The organism is Amycolatopsis sp. EV170708-02-1 (assembly GCF_022479115.1).
Classification (GTDB): domain Bacteria; phylum Actinomycetota; class Actinomycetes; order Mycobacteriales; family Pseudonocardiaceae; genus Amycolatopsis.
On sequence record NZ_CP092497.1, the window covers coordinates 1,423,150 to 1,443,546 of the forward strand.

Annotated in this window: 16 protein-coding genes and 1 pseudogene; 9 read left to right on the top strand and 8 right to left on the bottom strand. The window is 67.7% G+C overall.

The window, feature by feature from the left end; genetic code table 11:
* The first annotated feature begins 136 nt into the window (after window positions 1–136).
* Window positions 137–733 (top strand): TetR/AcrR family transcriptional regulator, encoded by a 597-nt coding sequence (locus MJQ72_RS06450; RefSeq protein ID WP_125695689.1) that lies wholly within the window; start codon window positions 137–139, stop codon window positions 731–733.
* Here the strand turns inward: MJQ72_RS06450 and MJQ72_RS06455 are convergent.
* Both MJQ72_RS06455 and MJQ72_RS06460 read right to left on the bottom strand, forming a co-directional pair.
* Window positions 651–1,445, bottom strand: coding sequence for a glycosyltransferase (locus MJQ72_RS06455; protein WP_240598212.1), 795 nt, complete (start codon window positions 1,443–1,445; stop codon window positions 651–653). The two genes, MJQ72_RS06450 and MJQ72_RS06455, sit on opposite strands and share 83 nt — an antisense overlap.
* A 2-nt stretch (window positions 1,446–1,447) precedes the next feature.
* Window positions 1,448–2,077 carry a class I SAM-dependent methyltransferase gene (locus MJQ72_RS06460; RefSeq protein WP_240598213.1) on the bottom strand — a complete coding sequence of 210 codons (630 nt, stop codon included), beginning with the start codon at window positions 2,075–2,077 and terminating at the stop codon, window positions 1,448–1,450.
* A 131-nt stretch (window positions 2,078–2,208) separates the two neighbouring features.
* On the opposite strand from MJQ72_RS06460, the gene MJQ72_RS06465 reads away from it, so the two are divergent.
* On the top strand, window positions 2,209–2,553 hold the full coding sequence (locus tag MJQ72_RS06465; RefSeq protein ID WP_038512763.1) for an MmcQ/YjbR family DNA-binding protein: 345 nt from the start codon (window positions 2,209–2,211) through the stop codon (window positions 2,551–2,553).
* A gap of 1,123 nt (window positions 2,554–3,676) precedes the next feature.
* On the opposite strand, the gene MJQ72_RS06470 is transcribed toward MJQ72_RS06465, so the two are convergent.
* Entirely contained in the window at window positions 3,677–4,930 is a 1,254-nt protein-coding gene (locus tag MJQ72_RS06470; protein WP_240598214.1) for an HNH endonuclease signature motif containing protein, read from the bottom strand.
* Window positions 4,931–5,328: 398 nt separating this feature from the next.
* On the bottom strand, window positions 5,329–6,948 hold the full coding sequence (gene abc-f / locus MJQ72_RS06475; protein WP_240598215.1) for a ribosomal protection-like ABC-F family protein: 1,620 nt from the start codon (window positions 6,946–6,948) through the stop codon (window positions 5,329–5,331).
* Window positions 6,949–7,375: 427 nt separating this feature from the next.
* Here abc-f and MJQ72_RS06480 point away from each other — a divergent pair, with 427 nt between their 5' ends.
* On the top strand, window positions 7,376–8,680 hold the full coding sequence (locus MJQ72_RS06480; RefSeq protein ID WP_240598216.1) for a hypothetical protein: 1,305 nt from the start codon (window positions 7,376–7,378) through the stop codon (window positions 8,678–8,680).
* Between the two features lie 52 nt (window positions 8,681–8,732).
* Here the strand turns inward: MJQ72_RS06480 and MJQ72_RS06485 are convergent, their stop codons facing one another.
* From MJQ72_RS06485 to MJQ72_RS06500, 4 genes and pseudogenes are all read right to left on the bottom strand, one after another.
* Window positions 8,733–10,136 (bottom strand): GH1 family beta-glucosidase, encoded by a 1,404-nt coding sequence (locus MJQ72_RS06485; protein WP_240601267.1) that lies wholly within the window; start codon window positions 10,134–10,136, stop codon window positions 8,733–8,735.
* A gap of 2 nt (window positions 10,137–10,138) precedes the next feature.
* Entirely contained in the window at window positions 10,139–10,996 is an 858-nt protein-coding gene (locus MJQ72_RS06490; RefSeq protein ID WP_240598217.1) for a carbohydrate ABC transporter permease, read from the bottom strand.
* Window positions 10,993–11,973: a carbohydrate ABC transporter permease gene (locus MJQ72_RS06495; RefSeq protein ID WP_240598218.1), complete on the bottom strand. Its 981-nt coding sequence runs from the start codon at window positions 11,971–11,973 to the stop codon at window positions 10,993–10,995. The genes MJQ72_RS06490 and MJQ72_RS06495 overlap by 4 nt, the downstream gene beginning before the upstream one ends.
* Window positions 11,974–11,976: 3 nt before the next feature.
* Window positions 11,977–13,277, bottom strand: a pseudogene (locus MJQ72_RS06500) (ABC transporter substrate-binding protein).
* A 182-nt stretch (window positions 13,278–13,459) separates the two neighbouring features.
* Here MJQ72_RS06500 and MJQ72_RS06505 point away from each other — a divergent pair.
* From MJQ72_RS06505 to yjfF, 6 genes are all read left to right on the top strand, one after another.
* Entirely contained in the window at window positions 13,460–14,506 is a 1,047-nt protein-coding gene (locus tag MJQ72_RS06505; protein WP_240598219.1) for a LacI family DNA-binding transcriptional regulator, read from the top strand.
* A gap of 225 nt (window positions 14,507–14,731) precedes the next feature.
* Window positions 14,732–15,745, top strand: coding sequence for a LacI family DNA-binding transcriptional regulator (locus MJQ72_RS06510; RefSeq protein ID WP_240598220.1), 1,014 nt, complete (start codon window positions 14,732–14,734; stop codon window positions 15,743–15,745).
* A 79-nt stretch (window positions 15,746–15,824) separates the two neighbouring features.
* Complete coding sequence (locus MJQ72_RS06515; RefSeq protein ID WP_240598221.1) at window positions 15,825–16,796, top strand: ABC transporter substrate-binding protein; 972 nt, start codon at window positions 15,825–15,827, stop codon at window positions 16,794–16,796.
* A gap of 22 nt (window positions 16,797–16,818) precedes the next feature.
* On the top strand, window positions 16,819–18,321 hold the full coding sequence (locus MJQ72_RS06520) for a sugar ABC transporter ATP-binding protein (RefSeq protein WP_240601268.1): 1,503 nt from the start codon (window positions 16,819–16,821) through the stop codon (window positions 18,319–18,321).
* Window positions 18,318–19,355 (top strand): ABC transporter permease, encoded by a 1,038-nt coding sequence (locus tag MJQ72_RS06525; protein WP_240598222.1) that lies wholly within the window; start codon window positions 18,318–18,320, stop codon window positions 19,353–19,355. Before MJQ72_RS06520 ends, MJQ72_RS06525 begins: the two co-directional genes overlap by 4 nt.
* Window positions 19,352–20,335, top strand: coding sequence for a galactofuranose ABC transporter, permease protein YjfF (yjfF, locus tag MJQ72_RS06530; RefSeq protein ID WP_240598223.1), 984 nt, complete (start codon window positions 19,352–19,354; stop codon window positions 20,333–20,335). Before MJQ72_RS06525 ends, yjfF begins: the two co-directional genes overlap by 4 nt.
* Window positions 20,336–20,397 lie beyond the last annotated feature (62 nt).

Below are 20,397 nucleotides of genomic sequence, written 5' to 3' on the forward strand. Positions count from 1 at the left end.
CGATGAACGGAATCCGTCGCGGGGATGGGGGAGAGCGGTGGCCATCGAGCCCCTCCAGGGTGAGCGCTGTTGAACCGGCATCCAATAGCGAGCGTGGCCTGTTACTGAACCCGTGTCAAGTAAGTACGATGCCCGGATGGCGCCGAGTACTTCCGGGAAGCCCCGCAGCAGGCTGACCACCGCCGAGCGGCGGGAACAGCTGCTGCGGATCGGTGCGCGCCTGTTCGCGGAGCGGCCGTACGACGACGTGTGGATCGAGCAGGTCGCGGACATCGCCGAGGTGTCCCGAGGGCTGCTGTACCACTACTTCCCGACGAAACGGGACTTCGTCACCGAAGTCATCAGGTCACAGGGCGAACGCCTGCTCGAGATGACCAAGTCCGATCCGACGCTGCCGGTCGAGGAGCAGCTGACGGCCGGTCTCGACGCGTACCTCCGCTATGTCGAAGCCAACGAGGACGGATACCGGGCACTGCATTCGGGCACGTCCATCGCCGTCGACGGCGTCCGTGAGGTCCTGGACAACAACTTCGCCGAACAGGGCCGCCGGATCCTCGAAGTGCTGTGCCCGGACGGCGAGCCGCCGGAGGCGCTGCGGGTGCTCGTCCGCGGTTGGCTGGCCTTCGTCGTGGCGGTCTGCCTCGACTGGCTCAAGTACCGGAGGCTGACCCGGGAGGAGATCCGGGATCTGTGCGCGAAGGCGCTGCTCGACATCGTCGACCTGCCAACATGACCTCGGCGCGTTCCTCGATCAGCCGCATCCGCGCGAGCCGCTCGCCCTCGTCGTTGTGCGCCGCGGATCTGGTGACCTGCCCGGACCACTTCCGGTAGAACATGCCGCACGTGGCGATGAAGTAGCCGTCCGAGCAGGCGTTGGCGGCGAGGATGAGTCCGGTGTCCTCCGACGCGGGCAAAGCCATCCAGCCGCCCAGGTCGAGCAGCAATTCGCGGCGGATGCACAAGGTCCCGGCCACCACCGACGACACGTAGCCGTTGCGCTGCCAGTGCCGCAGGATCGCGCCCCGCTCGATCCGCCCCTCGTCGGGGTCGCTGTCGACGCCGGCCGTCGTCCCGTCCGGGAGGAGGTCGAGGACCCGGCAAGTGGTCCAGCCGATCGCGGGATCTTCGAGCGCGGCGATGTCCCGCGAGAGCGCGCCGGGCGCCAGGAGGTCGTCCGCGTCGAGAGCCTTGATCAGCTCCCCGGAAGCGCGGGACAGCGCCATCATCCGCGCGACCCCGGGACCGCCCCGGCGGCCCGAGCCGGGCAGCACTCGTTCGTCCGCGGGCAGGGCGCCGTCGAGCAGGCCGGTCTCGCCGTCTTCCTGCACCAGCCATTCCCAGGCCCAGCCCGGCGGGAGTTCCTGCGCGGCGAGGGATTCGTACGCCTCGGTCAAGTACGGCAGACTCGGCTGGTGGACCGGGGTGATCACGCTGATGGTCGGCATGATCAGGCCGGGCGCCGAGCGGTGATCAGGAGGTGTTCCTCCGGCGGGGTCCCCGGCTCGTCCGCGGTGAAGATCTCCGAGTGGGTGCCGGTGACCTCCAGACCGACCGCCTCGACCCGCCGGACGAGGTCGTCCGGCGCGAAACTGGTCACGAGGAAACTGCGGCCGAAGAACTCCGCCGACGCGTCCTCGACGTCCCTCGGAACGGTGGCCAGCGCGAAAAGACCACCCGGGACCAGCCAGCGCGCGATGTCGGCGAGCACGGCTTCGGTGTCCTCGCGCGGCATCTGGAGGAACGGGAAGAAGGCGCAGACGGCTTCCCAGCTCTCGGGCGGCGAGGTCCATTCGCGCACGTCGGCGTGGACGAAGGTGGCGGCCGGAACCTGCTCGCGCGCGATATCGATCATCACCGGCGACACATCGAGCCCGGTCACCCGATGGCCGGCCGACGACAGGTCCTCGGCGACCGGTTTGCCGGTACCGCTGCCGATGTCGAGCACCCTCGAAGACGGAGGCAGCGCGCCCAGAAGATGCCGCACCGCCCTGTCGACCACCGGAGCCCGCCCGAAGACCTCTTCGTAGTCGGAACCGATGGCGTCGAACAGCTCCGCCGCGGTGACGGGTCGGTCCATTTCGCAGCTCCCCGGATCGAGTGGATCTCCCTCGGCGAGGCTACCGTTCCCTCGGTTCGCCGTCTCGCGTCCTCAAAGGAGGGGGCCGTTTAGACTGGGGTGGACGGAGTTTCTTGGGGTTTGGGGTTCAGATGAGCGTGTCGAGTGACGAGTTCCACCGGATGCTGAAGACGCTCGCCGACGTCGAGCGCTCCGACGCGAAGGAGTGGGAGTCGTTCAGCGTGCGCGGGAAGCGGTTCGGCTACTACTGGCCGCGGACCCAGACCGTCGGACTGAAGCAGACCCTCTCGGAACAGGAAGCTCTCGTGGCCGAACGGCCCGACGTCTTCGAGGTGCAGTTCACCGCCGGGGGATTCGGCTGGGTGGTGGTGTACCTCGACGGCATCGAATCCGACGAGCTCACCGAATTGGTCTACGAGGCATGGCGGCTTTCCGCTCCCGAGGAACTCGTCGCCCAGGTTCCCCCGCCCTGCTGAGCGTTACCGCATTCGTGTGTTGACGCGCGTCACTTCTTTCGTGGGGAACGTTTTCCGGGGCGCGGCGTTGTAGAGGGTGTCGATACGGATGGTGCCCCCGGGCCTCACCCTTCGCCTTCATGGAATACCGGTTCGGCCGGAGCCATGTCGTGCCTTTCGCCGAGAGGCGGCCCACCGTATCGGCCTTGGCTCCCGCTTCCGCTCGCAGGCGACCCCCAGGCCTTCGCTGAGCGGGAGCGGGTCTTTCCTTTGATTTAGGTCACCCGTTTCCGGAGGAACATTTTCGTGCGGGGGCGCGTTATAGAGGGTGTTGGCTCCCGTTCCCGCTCGCAGGTAACCCCCAGGCCTTCGCTGAGCGGGAACGGGTCTTTTTCGTTCGAGTGTTGACGCGGGTCACAGCGATTCGGCCTCGTCGCCGGGGAACATTTCGGCCGGTGGTGCGTTGTAGAGAGTGTCGGTACGGATGGTGCCCCCGGGCCTCACCCTTCGCCTTCACGGAATACCGGTTCGGCCGGAGCCGTGTTGAGCCACTCGCCGAGAGGCGGCCCCCGTACCGGCCACAAACTCCCGCTTCCTGCTCGCAGGAACCCCCAGCCTTCGCTGAGCGGAAGCGGGACCTTTTCTTTGCTGTGTGGGGTCTTCGTGGATTTCGCGGTCAAATGAGTAGGGCTGCGTGATCGGGCTCGATTTCTTGCGTCGGGGTAGCGGGGCCGTCGGATTGCAATGGTGATGGAGGGCTTCGCTTGGCCGAGTGGTGATCGGTCCGTTGGCGGCGGGACCGTGTGGATTTTGGTGCGTTGGATGACCTGAAATCCACACGGTCGTGCGTGATCGGTCCGGTCGTGGTGATCAGCTTTGTGGCGCGCTCCTGAATCGTCGGTTCAGCGACGGAAGAGGTCGCCTTTGGGGCTGCGGAAGTGGTGTGCTGGCGTTGGTCTTGATCGACGGCGGATTGGGGCCGTTGAGTGTCCCGGATCCTCCGTCGATCAAGGTATGGGTTGGCGTCGTGGAGCGCGGTGGCGTGGTGGGCGGGTGCCGGGCCTTTGTCGGGATGGTCGCCTGATCGGGAGCTGCGGGTATGCCGAGGGGCCCGTCGCCTGGGTGGCTGGCGGGCTCCTCGGGCCTAGACGTGGTGCAGGGTGTTGCGGCGGGGTTTTCGGAGCGGATCCCGGTACTGGGGTGGGATGAACTCGGGTAACCCGTCGGCCGCCATGCGTACTTCCCAGTCCCCGTGATGGATCAGCCGATGGTGGAACCCGCAGAGCAGGACCAGGTTCCGGAGATCTGTGGGGCCTCCGTCTGCCCAGTGCTCAATGTGGTGGGCGTGGCAGTTCTTGGGTTTCCGATGACAGCCGGGGAAGGCGCAGCCACCGTCACGGATGTTCAGCGCGCGTCTCTGGCCGGGTGTGACGAATCGTCGCAGGCGTCCCATGTCGAGTGGCTCGCCCGAGGCGCTCATCACGACTGGCAGCATGAGGCAGTCGCAGGCGGCGAGTCTGGCTTCGCGCGCGGTCATCGTGCCCACGAAGTCGAGGCAGGCGGTCCCGAGACCGGATTTGAGTTCTTCGAGTCCGATGGTGACGTGCACGAGGGTGCGGTAGCCGCTGGTGCCGGGCTGGTCCGGGCAGGCGATCGCCAGGTCGAGGAGGTCGGCCCAGGCGTCTCCCATGCGCTCGCATTTCATCCGCAGATCCGCCTGCCCGAACTCGTCCACCGGCCGCGGCTGGGCATGCGCCTCCAATGCGGCCGCCGTCCGAGCCCCGGTCTCATCGTCCAGGAGGCCGGTCAGCTTCCAGAACCCGTCCTTCCGGCGTTCCAGGGTGATCTCGCGGCGTGGTTCCTTAGGTTCGGGGTCTTTGGGTTCCTTGCCGTCCGGGTCGAGCCAGCCCAGCAGGTTCGCCTCGGCCTTGGTGAGCTGTGCGGGTCCGGCATTCGGGGCCAGGTCGGCGAGGATCTTCTCCGCCTTCGCCCGATCCTCCGCAGAGGTATCGGCCGGGAGTCGTTTCAAAATCTCCAGAATCTGATCGATCCGCTCGTCCCCGATCAGTCCCGCGGCGGCGACCGCGGCGGTCGCGGGAGCAACGGCGGGAACTTCGGTGCCGTCCAGAGCCCGGGTGGGGTTCAACGCGACGGCCCGCTTCACCACCGCACTGGCCTCACCGCGCGACAATCCCGCCATATCCGCAAACCAGCTGGCCGCACTGCCATGGCCGTACAAGTCTTTGACGCCCCGAGACTCGATCTCCGCCAGAAACTGCCCCAGCGCGGCAGTCGCCATCCGAATCACCTGCAAGGACTGCTGCACGCCATGCGCAAGCTCCAGCTTGCCAGCACGCCACAACTCCTGCGGCAACTCGGGAAGGAAGGTCTCGGACACGACTCCATAATACCCGAAGAAATCGAACACGTGTTCGTAATTTTGAGCAACAATCAAAAGACGCGAACAACACTGAAGAGTGATACCGCCCCGCATGGATATCACGCAAGGAAACGGGATCGCAGTTAGCCGACTAAATGCGGAGCAAACGCCTTGTGAGCGGTAAGGAAGGCTAGAGCGGACCGGTACCGCGCCTGAGCTGGGCGGAACTGAAATGTCGAGTGTGGAGGATGTGGGACGTCCCAGATCCTCCACACTCGGCGCGCCGGGGTGCCGACGATGGGGGAACCGGGACACTCAACGTCCCAATTCCCCCATCGTGGAGGAGCCGCCCAAGGACGGAAGCGAGCGAAAAGGACGGTGCGCCGAAACCGTCCTGACCACTCCCGAGCACCGAATCAGGACTCCCGAAGCGCCCCGTCGGCCAACCGCACCCGCCGATCCACCTTGATCTCCTTCAGGAACCGTTCATCGTGGCTCACCACCACGAAGGCCCCCTGATAAGCCCCCAGCGCGCTCTCCAGCTGCCCGACGCTGACCAGGTCCAGATTGTTGGTCGGCTCGTCCAGCAGGAGCAGCTGCGGCGCGGGTTCGGCGAACAGGACGCAGGCCAAGGTGGCTCGCAGGCGTTCGCCGCCGGAGAGGACGCCGACGGGAAGCTGGCTTCGCGCGCCTCGGAACAGGAAGCGGGCGAGGAGGGTCATTCGCTGCGATTCGGGCAGGCTCGGGGCGAACGTGGCGAAGTTCTCGGCGATGGTCTTGTCGAGGTCCAGGAGGTCGAGTCGCTGCGAGAGGTACGCGATCCGGCCCTCCGCCCGCTTCAGCACGCCGCCGTCCGGCGTGAGGTCGTCGTTGAGCACTCGCAGGAGCGTCGACTTCCCGGTGCCGTTCCCGCCGGTCAGCGCGATCCGTTCGGGGCCGCGGATCGTCAGGTCGACGCCGTCGCCCGCGAAGACGTTCCGGTCGCCGTAGCGGACCTGGATGTGCTCGCCGTGGAACATCGTGCGCCCGGCGGGGACGTTGGTGCCCGGCAGGATCAGGGCGATCTTGTGATCGTCGCGCAGGGAGCGTTCGGCTTCGTCGAGCCGGTTCTTCGCATCGTTGACGCGGGCCGCGTGCGTCTCGTTCGCCTTGCCCGCGGATTCCTGGGCGTTGCGTTTCATGGTGCCGGCGAAGATCTTCGGCAGACCGGCGTTGCCGAGGTTGCGGGCGGCGTTGCCCGCGCGCCGCGCCGCCCGTTCGCGCGCCTGCTGCATCTCCCGCTTCTCGCGTTTGACCTCCTGCTCGGCACTGCGGACGTTGCGCTCGGCGACCTCCTGCTCGGCTTTGACCGCCGCTTCGTATTGGGTGAAGTTCCCGCCGTGGTAGCGGAGATCGCCGCGGTCGAGTTCGGCGATCCGGTCCATCCGGTCGAGCAGTTCCCGGTCGTGACTCACCAGCAGCAGACAGCCGGACCAGTCCTCGAGCACGCCGTAGAGCTTGCGGCGCGCGTCGAGGTCGAGGTTGTTGGTCGGTTCGTCCAGCAGCAGGATGTCGGGCCGTTTCAGCAGCTGGGCGGCCAGCCCGAGGGAGATGATCTGCCCGCCGCTCAGTGTTCGCAGGCTCCGGTCCAGCGCGATGCCGTCGAGACCGAGCCGGTCGAGCTGTGCCCGGGTGCGCTCCTCGATGTCCCAGTCGTTCCCGATGGTGGTGAAATGCTCGTCGCTCGCGTCACCCGACTCGATGGCGCTCAGCGCCGCGAGCTGCGGTGCGATGCCCAGCACCTCGGCCACGTTCAGCTCGGCGGTGAGCGGCAGCGACTGCGGCAGATAGCCGAGGACCCCCTGAGTGGAAACGGTCCCGGACACCGGCCGCAGCTCGCCGGCGATCAGTTTGAGAAGCGTGCTCTTGCCGGCTCCGTTCGGCGCGACCAGGCCGGTGCGGCCTCCCGGCACGGTGAAGGACAGGTCGTCGAAGACCGGGGTGTCGTCCGGCCAGGCGAACGACAGGGCGGAAACGACGACGAAGGCGTCTGACATGGAAATGACCTCGTGAAAGACAGCGGGCGCCACAGGGAGGCACCGCGGTGGACGTGGTTTCGAGGGGACGACAAAGTGGCCACGTCGGCGTCAGCGCCGGTGGCCTGCCAACTCCGGCTCACCCGGAGATGTCGTCTTCACCTGCCACGTCTGGTCTCCCTGTTCGTCGATCAGGTCCGCTCCACGATAACAAGACCTGCCGGGGCGCGGCCACCGCAATACCGCCGGGGTGACGGTGATCCGATACGGCTTCCGCTTCGTATCCGGCTTTTCGCGACGATTCCCGATAACCGGTAATCGTGTGATGCGGATCATATCCATTGATGAGTGCGGGTGGCACTTCTAATGTTCTCGGTGCGACGTTTTCGCGACTGGGGAATTCCGTGGAAATGTCGTCATTCCATTCCTCGACCTGAGAGGTTCTCCGATGATGCCGAGTGCCGGAACCCGAAGACGAATCGCGACCACGGCCACCGTGCTGGGGACGTTCGCCCTGGTCGCTCCATCGGCGCAAGCCGCCGAAACCACCGTTCCCTGTGCTCCCGCCGCGTTGGTCAAGGCCGTCGCCGACGCCAACGCGACTCCCGAGCCGGACGCGCTTTCGCTGGCGCCGAACTGCGTCTACACGCTCACGGAGGCCGCCGACGCCCGCTGGAATTCCGGGCTGCCCTCCGTCGAAGGAAAGCTCACCATCCACGGCAACCACGCCACGATCGAACGCGCGAAGGACGCCCCCCGATTCCGGATCATCACCAATTGGGGTGATCTGACCCTGAACGAGATCACCATCACCGGTGGCCACGCTCCCGACGGAGCCGGGACCAACTCCTATGGCGACGCGAACCCGGGTGGATCCGGCGGCGGCATCCAGAACTGGGGCCCGCTGACCATCACCGACAGCATCATCAGCGGTAACACCGCCGGCGCGGGTGCTCGTGGCGCGGACGCGACCGCCACCACCTATGCGGGCAGCGGCGGCAGCGGAGGATTCGGCGGCGGTATCTCCTCGTACTCTTCCTCACGGGCCACACTGACGATCACGCGTACCACGATCACCGGTAACGCCAGTGGCGCCGGCGGCCCCGGCGGAAACGGTGTGGCCGCCAAACCGGGCGGCCGAGGCGGGGCTGCCGGTTACGGTGGCGGTGTCGAGGTCATCAGCGGCACCGTCCTACGGATCATCGGTGGCAGCGTCACCGGAAACAGCGCCGGGAGCGGTGGCAAGGGTGGTACGGGCGGTGCCGAGGGCGGCGGAGCCGGGGACGGCGGCAGCGGCGGCGTGGCAGGCGGCGTGTTCCTGTCGTCGAGCCAGGGGCTGCTGAATCCCGCGTTCACCGGCGTCACCGTCTCGGGCAATCAGGCCGGCCGAGGCGGTGACGCCGGAATCGCGGGCCCGGGCGGGTACTCCGGGTACTCCGGCTACGGAGGCCGAGGCGGCGGAATCGGCGTGTTCGACGACAACCTCACGCTCGACGCCGTGAAGGTCGGCGACAACGCCGCGGGCGAGCCTGGGGCAGGTTCCTATCCGAGTCCGGCGTCCGGTGGTGGCATCCACACGCTGAACGCGCACGTCACGCTGGTGAACGGCGCCGTAGTGAGCGGCAACCTGCCTGACAACTGTGTTTATCCGGCGGACGTGCCCGGCTGCGTCAACGATTTCCGGACCGCCGAGGCCCAGGGCTCCGATCAGCGGGCCGTCGCCGAACGGGCCGCGGTCGTCAGCCGAGGCTAGCCGTCGGGCGGGGTCGTTCGGGACGAAGGACGTCCTGAACGACCCCTTGCCGTCAGCTCAGCCCGTTCAGCCCGATCGTCCGGGAGTACCAGAGCGCGCTTCGCTTCGGCGTCCGCTGCTGGGTGGCGTAGTCGACGTGCACGAGGCCGAACCGCTTGGCGTACCCCTCGGCCCACTCGAAGTTGTCGAGCAGCGACCAGTAGAAGTAGCCGCGCAGGTCGACACCCGCCTCGATCGCGTCGTACGCGGCGCGCAGATGCGAGTCGAGGAAGGCGATCCGGTCGGTGTCCGCGATGTCCCCGCCGACCAGCGCGTCGGGATACGACGCGCCGTTTTCGGTGATGTACAACGGGATCGGCCGATAGTCCCGGTGCACCTGCAGCAGGCATTCGGTGAGCCGCGACGGCTGGACCTCCCAGCCGGAGTCGGTACGCGGCGCCGCCTCGTCGGGGACGAAATGGACGTCGGGGGAGCCGAGCCAGTCGGCGCCCGCCGGTTCGCTGCCGGGCAGGGGAGTGCCCGCGACCTGGTAACCGCGGTAGTAGTTGATGCCCAGCCAATCGATCGGCGCGGCGATGGTCGCGAGATCGCCGTCCCGCACCAGGTCACCGATGCCGAGCGGCGCCAGGTCGGCCAGCAGGTCGTCGGGGTACGAGCCACGAAGCACCGGATCCAGGAACAAGCGGTTCTGCAGGCCGTCGATCCGGCGCGCGGCCTCGGCGTCCACAGTGGACGACGGGTCGACCGCCGACACCGGGTACAGGTTCAGCGTCACCCCCGACGCCGCGGCCGGCGCGTGCCGCCGCAGGACGTCCATCGCTAGCCCGTGCCCCAGCAGCAGGTGGTGCGCGGCCGCGACGGCGGCGCGGGGCTCCTGCCTCCCGGGCGCGTGGATCCCGCGCGCGTAGCCCAGCATCGCGGCGCACCAAGGCTCGTTCAGGGTGGACCAGCGCGGCACGCGGTCGCCCAGGCGCGCGACGACAGTTTCGGCGTACTCGGCGAACCGGAAGGCGGTCTCGCGTACCGCCCAGCCGCCCTGGTCTTCCAGCGACTGGGGGAGATCCCAGTGATACAGCGTCGCCCACGGCTCCACCCCGGCTTCGAGCAGCTTGTCGACGAGCCGGTCGTAGAACGCGAGCCCCCGGGGGTTCGGAGTGCCGCCGTCGGGCCGGATTCGCGGCCACGACAGGGAGAAACGGTACGCGCCGAGCCCGAGCCGCCGCATCAGGTCGACGTCTTCGGCGTAGCGCCGGTAATGATCGGCGCCCGGCTCCCCGGTGTCGCCGCCGACGACAGCGCCGGGCCGGCGGGCGAAGACGTCCCAGATCGAGTCGGTCCGGCCGTCGGCGGTCGTCGCCCCTTCGACCTGGAAGGCCGCGGTGGCGGCGCCCCACACGAATCCGGGCGGGAACAGTAGCGCGGTCTTCGCCCGGACACTGTCGGGATGAGCGGACATGGTCACCCTTTCACGGCACCTTGCATGATCCCGGCCACGATCTGACGGCCGAGGAGGAGGAAGACGATGAGGATCGGGATGGTGGCCAGGGTGGTTCCGGCCAGCACCAGCGAATAGTCGACGTAGTAGCCGCTCTGCAGCTTCTCCAGAGCCAGCTGGACGGTGGGGTTGCCGGCGTCCAGCACCACGAGCGGCCACAGGAAGTCGTTCCACGACGTCATGAATGTGAACATCGCCAGGATCGCCGCCGCCGGGCGCACCGCGGGCAGGCAGACGTTCCAGAAGATCCGGATCATGCTGCAGCCGTCGACCCGCGCCGCCTCGATCAGTTCGTACGGCACCGCGTCCAGCGTGTACTGCCGCATCCAGAAGACACCGAACGCGGTCACCAGGTTCGGCACGATCACCGACTGCAGCCCGCCCGCCCAGCCGAATTCCGACATGGCCATGAAGAGCGGGATGATGCCGAGCTGGGTCGGCACGGCGAGCGTGACGACGATGAACACGAACAACCCGTTCCGGCCGCGGAACCGCAGTTTGGCGAACGCGAACCCGGCCAGCGCCGAGAACAGCACCGTGGTGAGCGTGACCGTGCCGGACACGATCAGGCTGTTCGCGAGCGCCTTCCAGAACGGCACGGTGTCGAACACCCGCGCCGCGTTGGCGAAGAAGTTCCCGCCGGGCAGGAAGGGCGGCACCCGTTCGGTGAGCATCCCGCTGTCCCGGCTGGCCACCAGGAACGACCAGTAGAACGGGAAGAGCGAGCCCAGCACGAAGATCGTGAGCACGACATAGGTCGCCCTGCGTGGCTTGCCCAGCGCCGAAACGCTTCGCTTGAGTCCACTATGGATAACCGTCATTTCTTCTTCACCGCCGTGAGCCTGCCGGTGAGGAAGAAGTTCACCAGCGCGATCAGCACGATGATCACGAACAACACCCACGCGATCGCCGAGGCATAGCCGAGTTCGTAGTTCTCGAAGGCCGTTTGGTACAGGTAGAGCGTCACGGTCTGGAACTGGTTGGACGAGCCGCCGTTGTTCGAGCCCGGCAACGCGTCGAACAGCTTGGGCTCGGTGAAGATCTGCAGGCCGCCGATCGTCGAGGTGATCGTCACGAAGATCAGCGTCGGCTTCAGCAGGGGCAGCGTGATGCTGAAGAACCGGCGTACGGTGCCCGCGCCGTCGATGAGGGCGGCTTCGTGCAGTTCCTTCGGGATGGCCTGCATCGCCGCCAGCACGATCAGCGCGTTGTACCCGGTCCAGCGCCAGTTCACCATGATCGCGATCGCGACATGGCTGCTGAACCGGTCGGCCTGCCAGTCGACCGGGTCCAGTCCGATCGTCTGCAGCAGGCCGTTGACCAGCCCGTACTTCGGCCCGAACAGATTCGCGAAGATGATGCCGAGCGCCACCAGGCTGGCAGCGTAGGGGAGCAGGACGCCGACGCGCCAGCCGGTCGCCCCGCGGATCCTGGCGCTGAGCAGCGCCGCCAGGAGCACCGCGATGATCAGCTGCGGGACGCTGGAGAGCAGGAAGATGCTGACGGTGTTCTCGAGCGCGTTCCAGAACTGCGTGTCGGCGAACAGTTCCTTGAAGTTGTCCAGCCCGATGAAGGCCGGATCGTCGTCGCCGGCCTCCCAGCTGAACAACGACACGTACGCCGTGTAGAGCAGGGGGAACAACCCGACGATCCCGAACACCACGAAGAACGGGGCGATGTAGAGGTACGGCGAGACCTTGACGTCCCACCGGCTCAGCCGATGGCGGAGGGTGGGCCGGGGCGGCGTGCGCACCCCGGCCTTCTCCTTGTCCGGCGCGATCTTGTCGACGACGGTCATCGGTCAGCGCGTGATCTTCTTCGCGGCGTCGAGCAGTTGCGTCCAGCCGTCGGCCGCGGACTTGCCCTGTTCGACCGCCTGGAGCGCCGGGCTCGACGCGTTCTCCTGGATCTGGCCGTCACCGGGGCCCTTGTACTGCGGCTTCGCGACCTTCTTGGCCTGCTCGGCGAACAGCTGCCCGATCTTGGCGCCACCGAAGTAGGCGTCGGTCTCGCCCAGCAGCGCCTGGTCCTCCAGCGCCTTGACCTGGCTGGGGAACGTGCCCTTCGCCTTGAACGCCTTGATCTGCTGCTCCGGCGCGGTCAGCCAGGCGGCGAGTTCGGCCGCTTCCTTCGGGTGCTTCGACTGCGTGGGCACGGTGAGGTACGAGCCGCCCCAGTTCCCGCCGCCGCCGGGGAAGGCCGCGGTGACCGCCCATTTGCCGGCGTTCTCCGGGCCGGAATGCTCTTCGATCACGCCGAGCATCCACGCGGGCACACCTTCGTGGCGAAGGCGCCCTGCTTGAAGCCGGAGTTCCACTCGTTGCTGAACGCGGTCAGCTTGGCCGACTGTCCTTTCGCGACGGCGCCGGTCACCTTGGTCCAGGCGTCCTTGATGCCCTGGTTGGTTTCCACCGCGAGCTTGTCGTCGCTGCCGATGTAGCCGGTGGGAAGCTGGTTGACCATGGCGTTGAAGTTCTGCGCGGCCGAGTCGAACCACGCCTTCCCGCCCGACTTGGCGACGTACTGCTCGCCCGCCGCGAAGTAGCTGTCCCAGGTCGCGAACAGCGGTTTGACCGCTTCGGGGTCCGACGGCAGGCCCGCCGCTTCGAGCATGTCCTTGCGGTAGCACATGGCCAGCGGGCCGATGTCCGTCCCGTAGCCGATGACCTTGCCGTCCTTGGTCTTCGCCGCGTCGTACTTCCAGGCCAGCCAGCGGTCGGGGGACGCCTCCGCCGGGCCTATCTTGGTCAGGTCGTTGAACTTCGAGCCCTTGTCGAGGACGTTCGACAGATGCCCTTCCTCGACGGCGGTGACATCGGCGAGACCGGAACCCGCGGCCAGTTTCGTGATCAGGTCCTGGTGGTAGGGCCCGCCCTGACCGGTCTTGCGGTGGGTGATCTTGATGTTCGGATGCAGCCGTTCGTACTCGGGAATCAGCTCCTCGTAGCCGAACTCGGTGAACGTCGCCAGTGACAGTTCGACCTTCGCGTTCGGGTCGGACGCCGCGGGCGCGCCGCCGTCGTCACCGCCGCACGCCGCCAGGCCGAACGCCGTCATCGTGATACCCAGTGCCAGCACCAGGCCGTTCCGGATGCTTCTCACGTCATTGTGTCCCTTGCTGATGGGTTGAGGAGAAAATGGGAGCGCTCCCAGGATGCGCAGAGTCTGTCGCCAAGGTATGGCGGTGTCAAGGGCTTGTAATGAGAGTGTTTCCATCAGGGGAGCGCTCTCAGTGTCACCGCCCGCCGAGCACTAAGCTGTCGGTGTACGGATGGAGCTGAAGAGTGAAGGTGGCGCGGGTGGGGCCTCGACCAGGGGAAGACGGCAGGCCGACGCTGGAGGACGTCGCCGCGTCCGCCGGGGTCAGCCGGTCGACGGCGTCCCGGGCGCTGAACGACGACGGCTACGTCAGCGCGCGCTCCCGCGAGAAGGTCCAGGCCGCGGCCCGCGAACTCGGGTACTCCCCGAACCAAGCGGCCAGATCCCTGGTCACCAAGCGGACCGGCGCGGTCGCGGTCGTCCTGTCGGAGCCGGAGGCGCGGCTGCTCGACGACCCGTACCGCACCGCCGTAATGCGGGCGGGCTATCGCGAACTCGCCGACATCGGCTGTCAGATGGTCTTGATCTTCAGCGACACCCGCGAAGACCTTGACCGCACTGTCCGGTTCCTGGACGGCGGCCACGTCGACGGCGTGCTGGTGTTCGCGCCGCATCGCACCGACCCGTTGCCCAAGGCGTTGCGGCAGCTGAGGATCCCGGTCGTGTACGGCGGGCAGGCCGCCGGACTCAAACGCGGTGTCCACGTCGTCGACTTCGACAACGAGGGTGGCGCGAAACTCGCCGTCGCGCATCTGGTCGAGGCCGGCCACCGGCGGATCGCCACGATCGCGGGCCCGCAGGACCAGAGCGCGGCGATCGACCGGCTCTCCGGCTGGCGCAAGACCCTCCTGGACGCCGGGCTCGACCCGGCGGACCTGATGGAGGAAGGCGACTTCACCCTGACCGGCGGGGCGAAGGCGATGTCGAACCTGCTCGCGCGGCGCCCCGACCTCGACGCCGTTTTCGTGGCCAGCGACATGATGGCCCTCGGCGCGCTCCGCACGCTGCATTCCGCCGGACGGCGGATCCCCTCGGACGTCGCCGTCGTCAGCTTCGACGACAACGCGACCCTCGCGCCGGAGATGGACCCGCCGCTGACGTCGGTCCACCAGGACCCGCGGGAACAGGTCCACGCGATGGTGGAGACCCTGCTCGCGGTGATGGACGACCGGGATCTCAAGCCCCGCCAGCGGATCTTGCCGGTCTCGCTCACCCATCGCGCCTCCAGCTGAACCCTGTGAAGGCCTCTTTGAGGCACCGATCGGCGTCGCGAAAGCCACTTTCGGGACATTCAACGTCGCGAAAGTGGCTTTCGCGACACGCTCCGGCGTCGCACCACTGCCGCCCACGGACCGGGGCTGTGACCCGACTGTGACTCGGAGAGCGCTTGACCCGGCTCGTGTTATCGCTAACACTTGCGGCACTCGTCACACGGTACCGGGATTGGGAGACAGGCGATGGCACGCGAAACCACCGAGAGCAAGCAGGCCAGTCTCACCGACGTGGCCGCGCTCGCGGGTGTTTCGCATATGACGGTCTCGCGGGTCATCAACGGCACCGGCCCGGTCCGCGCCGAGACGCGCGTCCGCGTCAACGCCGCCATCGAGCAGCTGGACTACCGGCCGAACTCGGTCGCCCGCGCGCTGGTCACCGGCCGCTCGGGCACGCTCGGCGTGGTCGCGCTGGAGGCCAACCTCTACGGCCCGGCCAGCACCTTGAGCGGCATCGAGCACGCCGCTCGCGAGGCGGGCTACGCGACGACCATAACGAGCATCAGCCGTCCGGGCCGGTCTTCCATCACCGACGCGGTGGAGCGCCTGCGGCGCCAGGCCGTCGAGGGCATCGTCGTGATCGCGCCGCATGTCACCGCCGCCCGTGCGCTGGAGGCGGCCCCCAGCGACGTGCCGCTCGTCGCGGTCGGTGGTGGCGAGAAGGCGCCGGTCCCGGTGATCTCGGTCGACCAGTACGACGGCGCGCGCCGCGCCACCGAGCATCTCCTCGGCCTCGGGCACGAGACCGTCTGGCACGTGGCCGGGCCCGAAGACTGGCTGGAGGCGCTCGACCGCGAACGTGGCTGGCGCGAGACCCTGGAACGCCACGGCGCGCGGATCCCGCCCGTCATCCGCGGTGACTGGAGTGCGCGGTCCGGGTACGCGGCGGGGCGATCCCTCGTCGGCGAAAAGGGCCTGGACGCGGTGTTCGTGGCCAACGACCAGATGGCCCTCGGTTTCCTTCGCGCCTGCACCGAGGCCGGCGTGAACGTGCCGGGGGAGATGCGGATCGTCGGCTTCGACGACGTTCCCGAGGCGGCGTACTACACGCCGCCGCTGACGACGGTGCGCCAGGACTTCGTCGAAGTCGGCAGGCGCACGTTCGACCTGCTCCGCCGCCGCATGAACGGCGGTGAGGACCGAGACCGCGACCTGGTGGTCCCCGAACTGATCGTGCGGGAGAGCACCGGTCTTTCGTAGCTCCGAGAGCCGTTCCCGAGGCTCGAAGACACGAGTGTTAACGCTAACTCAATTGATCAGTGCGGATCTAGGAGTCGATGTGGCAAGAAAACCGTGGACGGCGATCGTGGCCGGAGTGGCCGGGCTGCTCCTGCTCTCCGCGTGCGGCGGAGGTGGCGGGACGGGTGGCGGCGGCGCCCTCACCCTCGGCTTCGCCCAGGTGGGCGCGGAAAGCGGCTGGCGTACGGCGAACACGAAGTCGATCCAGGAGTCCGCGAAGGCGGCCGGGATCGAGCTGAAGTTCTCCGACGCGCAGCAGAAGCAGGAGAACCAGATCGCCGCGATCCGGTCGTACATCCAGCAGAAGGTCAAGGTGATCGCCTTCTCGCCGGTCGTGGAATCCGGCTGGGACACCGTCCTGAAGGAGGCGAAGACGGCGAACATCCCGGTGATCCTCACCGACCGGGCCGTCGATTCGCCGGACAAGTCGCTGTACAAGACCTTCCTCGGCTCGGATTTCGTCACCGAGGGCAAGAAGGCGGGCGAATGGCTGGCCAAGGAGTTCGGCTCGGCGGCGGGCGACGTCAGCATCGTGGAACTGCAGGGCACCACCGGTTCCGCGCCGGCGAACGACCGCAAGAAGGGCTTCGCCGACGTCATCGCGTCGAACCCGAAGTTCAAGGTCGTCGCGTCGCAGACCGGTGAGTTCACCCGGGCGAAGGGCAAGGAGGTCATGGAGGCCTTCCTGAAGTCCCAGCCCAAGATCGACGTGCTGTACGCGCACAACGACGACATGGCCCTCGGCGCCATCGAAGCGATCGAGGCGGCGGGGAAGGTACCCGGCAAGGACATCAAGATCGTCTCGGTCGACGGTGTCCGCGACGCCCTGCAGGCGCTGGCCGACGGCAAGATCAACCACGTCGTCGAATGCAACCCGCTGCTCGGCCCGCAGCTGATGGACCTGGTGAAGAAGGTCGCCGCCGGTGAGCAGGTGCCCCCGCGCATCGAGACCACCGAGACCGAGTTCGACCAGGCCGCCGCCAAGGCCGCGCTGCCGCAACGCCAGTACTGAGCCGATGACGGAAACCCCTGCGATGCTGCGGATGAGCCATATCCGGAAGGAATTCCCCGGCGTGGTCGCCCTCGACGACGTCTCCTTCCGGATGTTCCCCGGCGAAGTGCACGCCCTGATGGGCGAGAACGGCGCCGGAAAGTCCACTCTGATCAAGGTGCTCACCGGCGTCTACGGGGTGGACGCCGGCACCATCGAGCTCGACGGTGCCCGGGTCGCCTTCAGCGGTCCCGGCGAGGCGCAGCGCTCCGGCGTGAGCACCGTCTACCAGGAAGTGAACCTCTGCCCGAACCTGTCGGTGGCGGAGAACATCTGCCTCGGCAAGGAGCCGCGACGGCGCGGCCGCATCGACTGGCGCGAGACGCGCCGCCGGGCGGCCGCGCTGCTGGCCAGGCTGGACGTCGAAGTGGACGTTTCGGCCGAGCTGGGCGGCTGCTCGATCGCGGTGCAGCAACTGGTCGCGATCGCGAGGGCGCTCGACGTCGAGGCACGGGTGCTCGTCCTCGACGAACCGACGTCCAGTTTGGACGCCGGCGAGGTCGAGCAACTGCTGAACGTGGTGCGTTCGCTGCGGGACCAAGGGATGGCGATCCTGTTCGTCTCGCATTTCATCGAGCAGGTCTTCGCCGTCGCGGACCGGATGACGGTGCTGCGCAACGGGAAGCTGATCGGGGAGTACCGCACCGAGGAGATCACCCCGGTCGACCTGGTGACCAGGATGATCGGCAAGGAACTCGCGGCGCTCGAAGACATCGAGGACGCGGGACACAGCCGGTCGGACGTCGCCGGGGCGCCCGTCTTCCTGGAAGCGGGCGACGTCGGCCGCAAAGGCGGTGTGGCGCCGTTCTCGCTCGACATCCGGTCCGGCGAGGTCGTCGGTCTCGCCGGGCTGCTCGGTTCGGGGCGCACCGAACTGGCGCGGCTGCTGTTCGGCGCCGATCACGCGGACAGCGGCTCGGTGCGGATCGACGGCGAGCCGGTGGCGTTGAAGACACCGCGGACCGGGCTCGACCACCGCATCGCGTTCTGCTCGGAGAACCGCAAGACCGAGGGGCTCGTCGAGGAACTCACCGTGCGCGAGAACATCGTGCTCGCGCTGCAGGCCTCGCGCGGCTGGGCGCGGCCGATCCCGCGGCGGCGGCAGGACGAGATCGCCGAGCGCTACATCAAGGCGCTCGACATCCGGCCCGCCAACGCCGAGGCGAAGGTCGGCGACCTGAGCGGCGGCAACCAGCAGAAGGTGCTGCTGGCGAGGTGGCTCATCACCGAACCGCGGCTGCTGATCCTCGACGAGCCGACGCGCGGCATCGACATCGGCGCCAAGACGGAGATCCAGCGGCTGGTCGCGCGGCTTTCGAGTGAGGGGATGGCCGTGGTGTTCATCTCCGCCGAACTCGAAGAAGTGCTCCGGCTGAGTCACCGGGTCGTCGTACTGCGCGACCGCGCGGTGGTCGCCGTGCTGGACAACGAAGCGCTGACCGCGGACCAGGTGATGGCGACGATGGCCGAAGGAGTCGCACGATGACCAAGCATCGGTTGTTCTGGCCGGTCGTCGCGCTGCTGGCGCTGCTGCTCGGTGACCTCATCGCCCATCCGGCGTTCTTCGCGATCGAATTCCGCGACGGGCATCTCTACGGGAACCTCATCGACATCCTCAAGAACGGCGCCCCGCTGATCCTCATCGCGATCGGCATGACGCTGGTGGTGGCGACCCGGGGGATCGACCTCTCCGTCGGCGCCGTCGTCGCGATCAGCGGCGCGCTCGCCTGTCTGCACATCAGCGGACTCGGTGACCAGAACAGTGTCGGCGGGACCCTCGCGGCGGTCGGGATGGCGCTCGGACTCGCTCTCGCGCTGGGGGTGTGGAACGGCTGGCTCGTGGCGGTGCTCGGGATCCAGCCGATCATCGCGACGCTGATCCTGATGGTCGCCGGCCGCGGTATCGCCCAGCTGATCACCGGCGGCCAGATCATCACCGTCAATTCGCATCCCTACGAGTGGATCGGCAGCGGGTTCACCTTCGGCCTGCCGAGCGCGATCCTGATCGCGCTGGCCGTGTTCGCCATCGCCGCCGTGCTGGTCCGCCGGTCGGCGCTGGGGCTGCTGGTCGAATCGGTGGGCGGCAACCCGGAGGCGGGCAGGCTCGCCGGGCTCCGCTCGGCCCGGCTGATCTGGCTCACCTACGTCTTCTGCGCGCTCTGCGCCGGTATCGCCGGTCTGATGATCAGCGCGAACGTGCACAGCGCCGACGGCAACAACGCCGGGCAGTTCATCGAACTCGACGCGATCCTCGCCGTCGTCATCGGCGGGACGCAGCTGACCGGTGGCCGGTTCTCGCTCACCGGCTCGGTGATCGGCGCGCTGCTCATCCAGACGTTGACGACCACCGTCTACGCGCTCGGCATCGCGCCGCAGGCGATCATGCTGTTCAAGGCCGTGGTCGTGCTGGCGGTCTGCCTGCTGCAGTCGCCGGTGTTCCGGAGGAAGCTCGCCCGGCGGCGGAGAACGGCCCCGCCGTCACCCGCCGTCCGGCCGGAGAAGGTGGAGGCCGGGGTATGACGACACTCGACCGCGTCAAGGGCTATCGGCCCCGGCAACGGCATCTGCCGATCCTGGCGACGATGGCGATGCTCATCGGCGCGTACGTCTACGGCGCTTCGAGCTACACGGCGTTCGGCTCCGGGCAGGTCGTGCTCGACCTGTTCATCAACAACGCCTTCCTGCTGGTGGTCGCCGTCGGGATGACGTTCGTGATCCTCACCGGCGGGATCGACCTGTCGGTGGGCTCGGTGGTGGCACTGTCCACTGTGGTCTCCGCCGACCTGCTGCAGAACCAGGGCTGGCCGGTGCTCGCGGTGATCCCCGCGGTGCTCGCGATCGGCGCGGCGCTCGGCTTCGGGATGGGCGTGCTGGTCCAGGTGTTCGAGATCCAGCCGTTCATCGCCACCTTGATCGGGATGTTCTTCGCCAGGGGGCTCTGTTACACGATCAGCACCCAGGCGTACTCGATCGACGATCCGACGGTCGCGAGCCTCGCGCAGACACAGATCCCGCTCGGCGGGGAGTTGCACATCTCTATCGGCGTGGTCGTCGCGCTCGTGGTGGTCGCCGCCGCCGCGTATGTCCTTTACGGCACGCGGTTCGGCCGGACGGTGTACGCGATCGGCGGGAACCCGAAGTCGGCGCTGCTGATGGGCCTCAACGTCGGCCGCACGCGGATCACCGTCTACACGCTCAGCGGGTTCTGCTCGGCGCTCGGCGGTCTGCTGCTGGTGCTGTACAAGTCCTCCGGCGATCCGCTCAACGGCGTCGGGCTGGAGCTCACCGCGATCGCGGCCGTCGTCATCGGTGGCACGCTGCTCACCGGAGGCTCCGGCTACGTCCTCGGGACGGTGCTCGGGATCATGGTGCTGGGCATCATCCAGACCCTGATCACCTTCGACGGCACGCTGAACTCCTGGTGGACCTCGATCATCACCGGTGCGCTGCTGTTCGCCTTCATCGTGCTGCAACGCCTCGTCAGCAGACGGACTACGTGACTCGCGTGATCGAAGGCGTAAGTCGCGTGCTTGGAGCCGTAACACGCGTGACGCGACATGAT

Bases quoted from the DNA above. Each gene is read 5' to 3' on its own strand.
- MJQ72_RS06490 (WP_240598217.1), bottom strand. From the start codon at position 10,996: ATGACGGTTATCCATAGTGGACTCAAGCGAAGCGTTTCGGCGCTGGGC.
- MJQ72_RS06520 (WP_240601268.1), top strand. From the start codon at position 16,819: ATGCTGCGGATGAGCCATATCCGGAAGGAATTCCCCGGCGTGGTCGCC.
- MJQ72_RS06510 (WP_240598220.1), top strand. From the start codon at position 14,732: ATGGCACGCGAAACCACCGAGAGCAAGCAGGCCAGTCTCACCGACGTG.
- MJQ72_RS06465 (WP_038512763.1), top strand. From the start codon at position 2,209: ATGAGCGTGTCGAGTGACGAGTTCCACCGGATGCTGAAGACGCTCGCC.
- MJQ72_RS06485 (WP_240601267.1), bottom strand. From the start codon at position 10,136: ATGTCCGCTCATCCCGACAGTGTCCGGGCGAAGACCGCGCTACTGTTC.
- MJQ72_RS06525 (WP_240598222.1), top strand. From the start codon at position 18,318: ATGACCAAGCATCGGTTGTTCTGGCCGGTCGTCGCGCTGCTGGCGCTG.
- MJQ72_RS06480 (WP_240598216.1), top strand. From the start codon at position 7,376: ATGATGCCGAGTGCCGGAACCCGAAGACGAATCGCGACCACGGCCACC.
- MJQ72_RS06455 (WP_240598212.1), bottom strand. From the start codon at position 1,445: ATGCCGACCATCAGCGTGATCACCCCGGTCCACCAGCCGAGTCTGCCG.
- abc-f (WP_240598215.1), bottom strand. From the start codon at position 6,948: ATGTCAGACGCCTTCGTCGTCGTTTCCGCCCTGTCGTTCGCCTGGCCG.
- yjfF (WP_240598223.1), top strand. From the start codon at position 19,352: ATGACGACACTCGACCGCGTCAAGGGCTATCGGCCCCGGCAACGGCAT.
- MJQ72_RS06450 (WP_125695689.1), top strand. From the start codon at position 137: ATGGCGCCGAGTACTTCCGGGAAGCCCCGCAGCAGGCTGACCACCGCC.
- MJQ72_RS06460 (WP_240598213.1), bottom strand. From the start codon at position 2,077: ATGGACCGACCCGTCACCGCGGCGGAGCTGTTCGACGCCATCGGTTCC.
- MJQ72_RS06495 (WP_240598218.1), bottom strand. From the start codon at position 11,973: ATGACCGTCGTCGACAAGATCGCGCCGGACAAGGAGAAGGCCGGGGTG.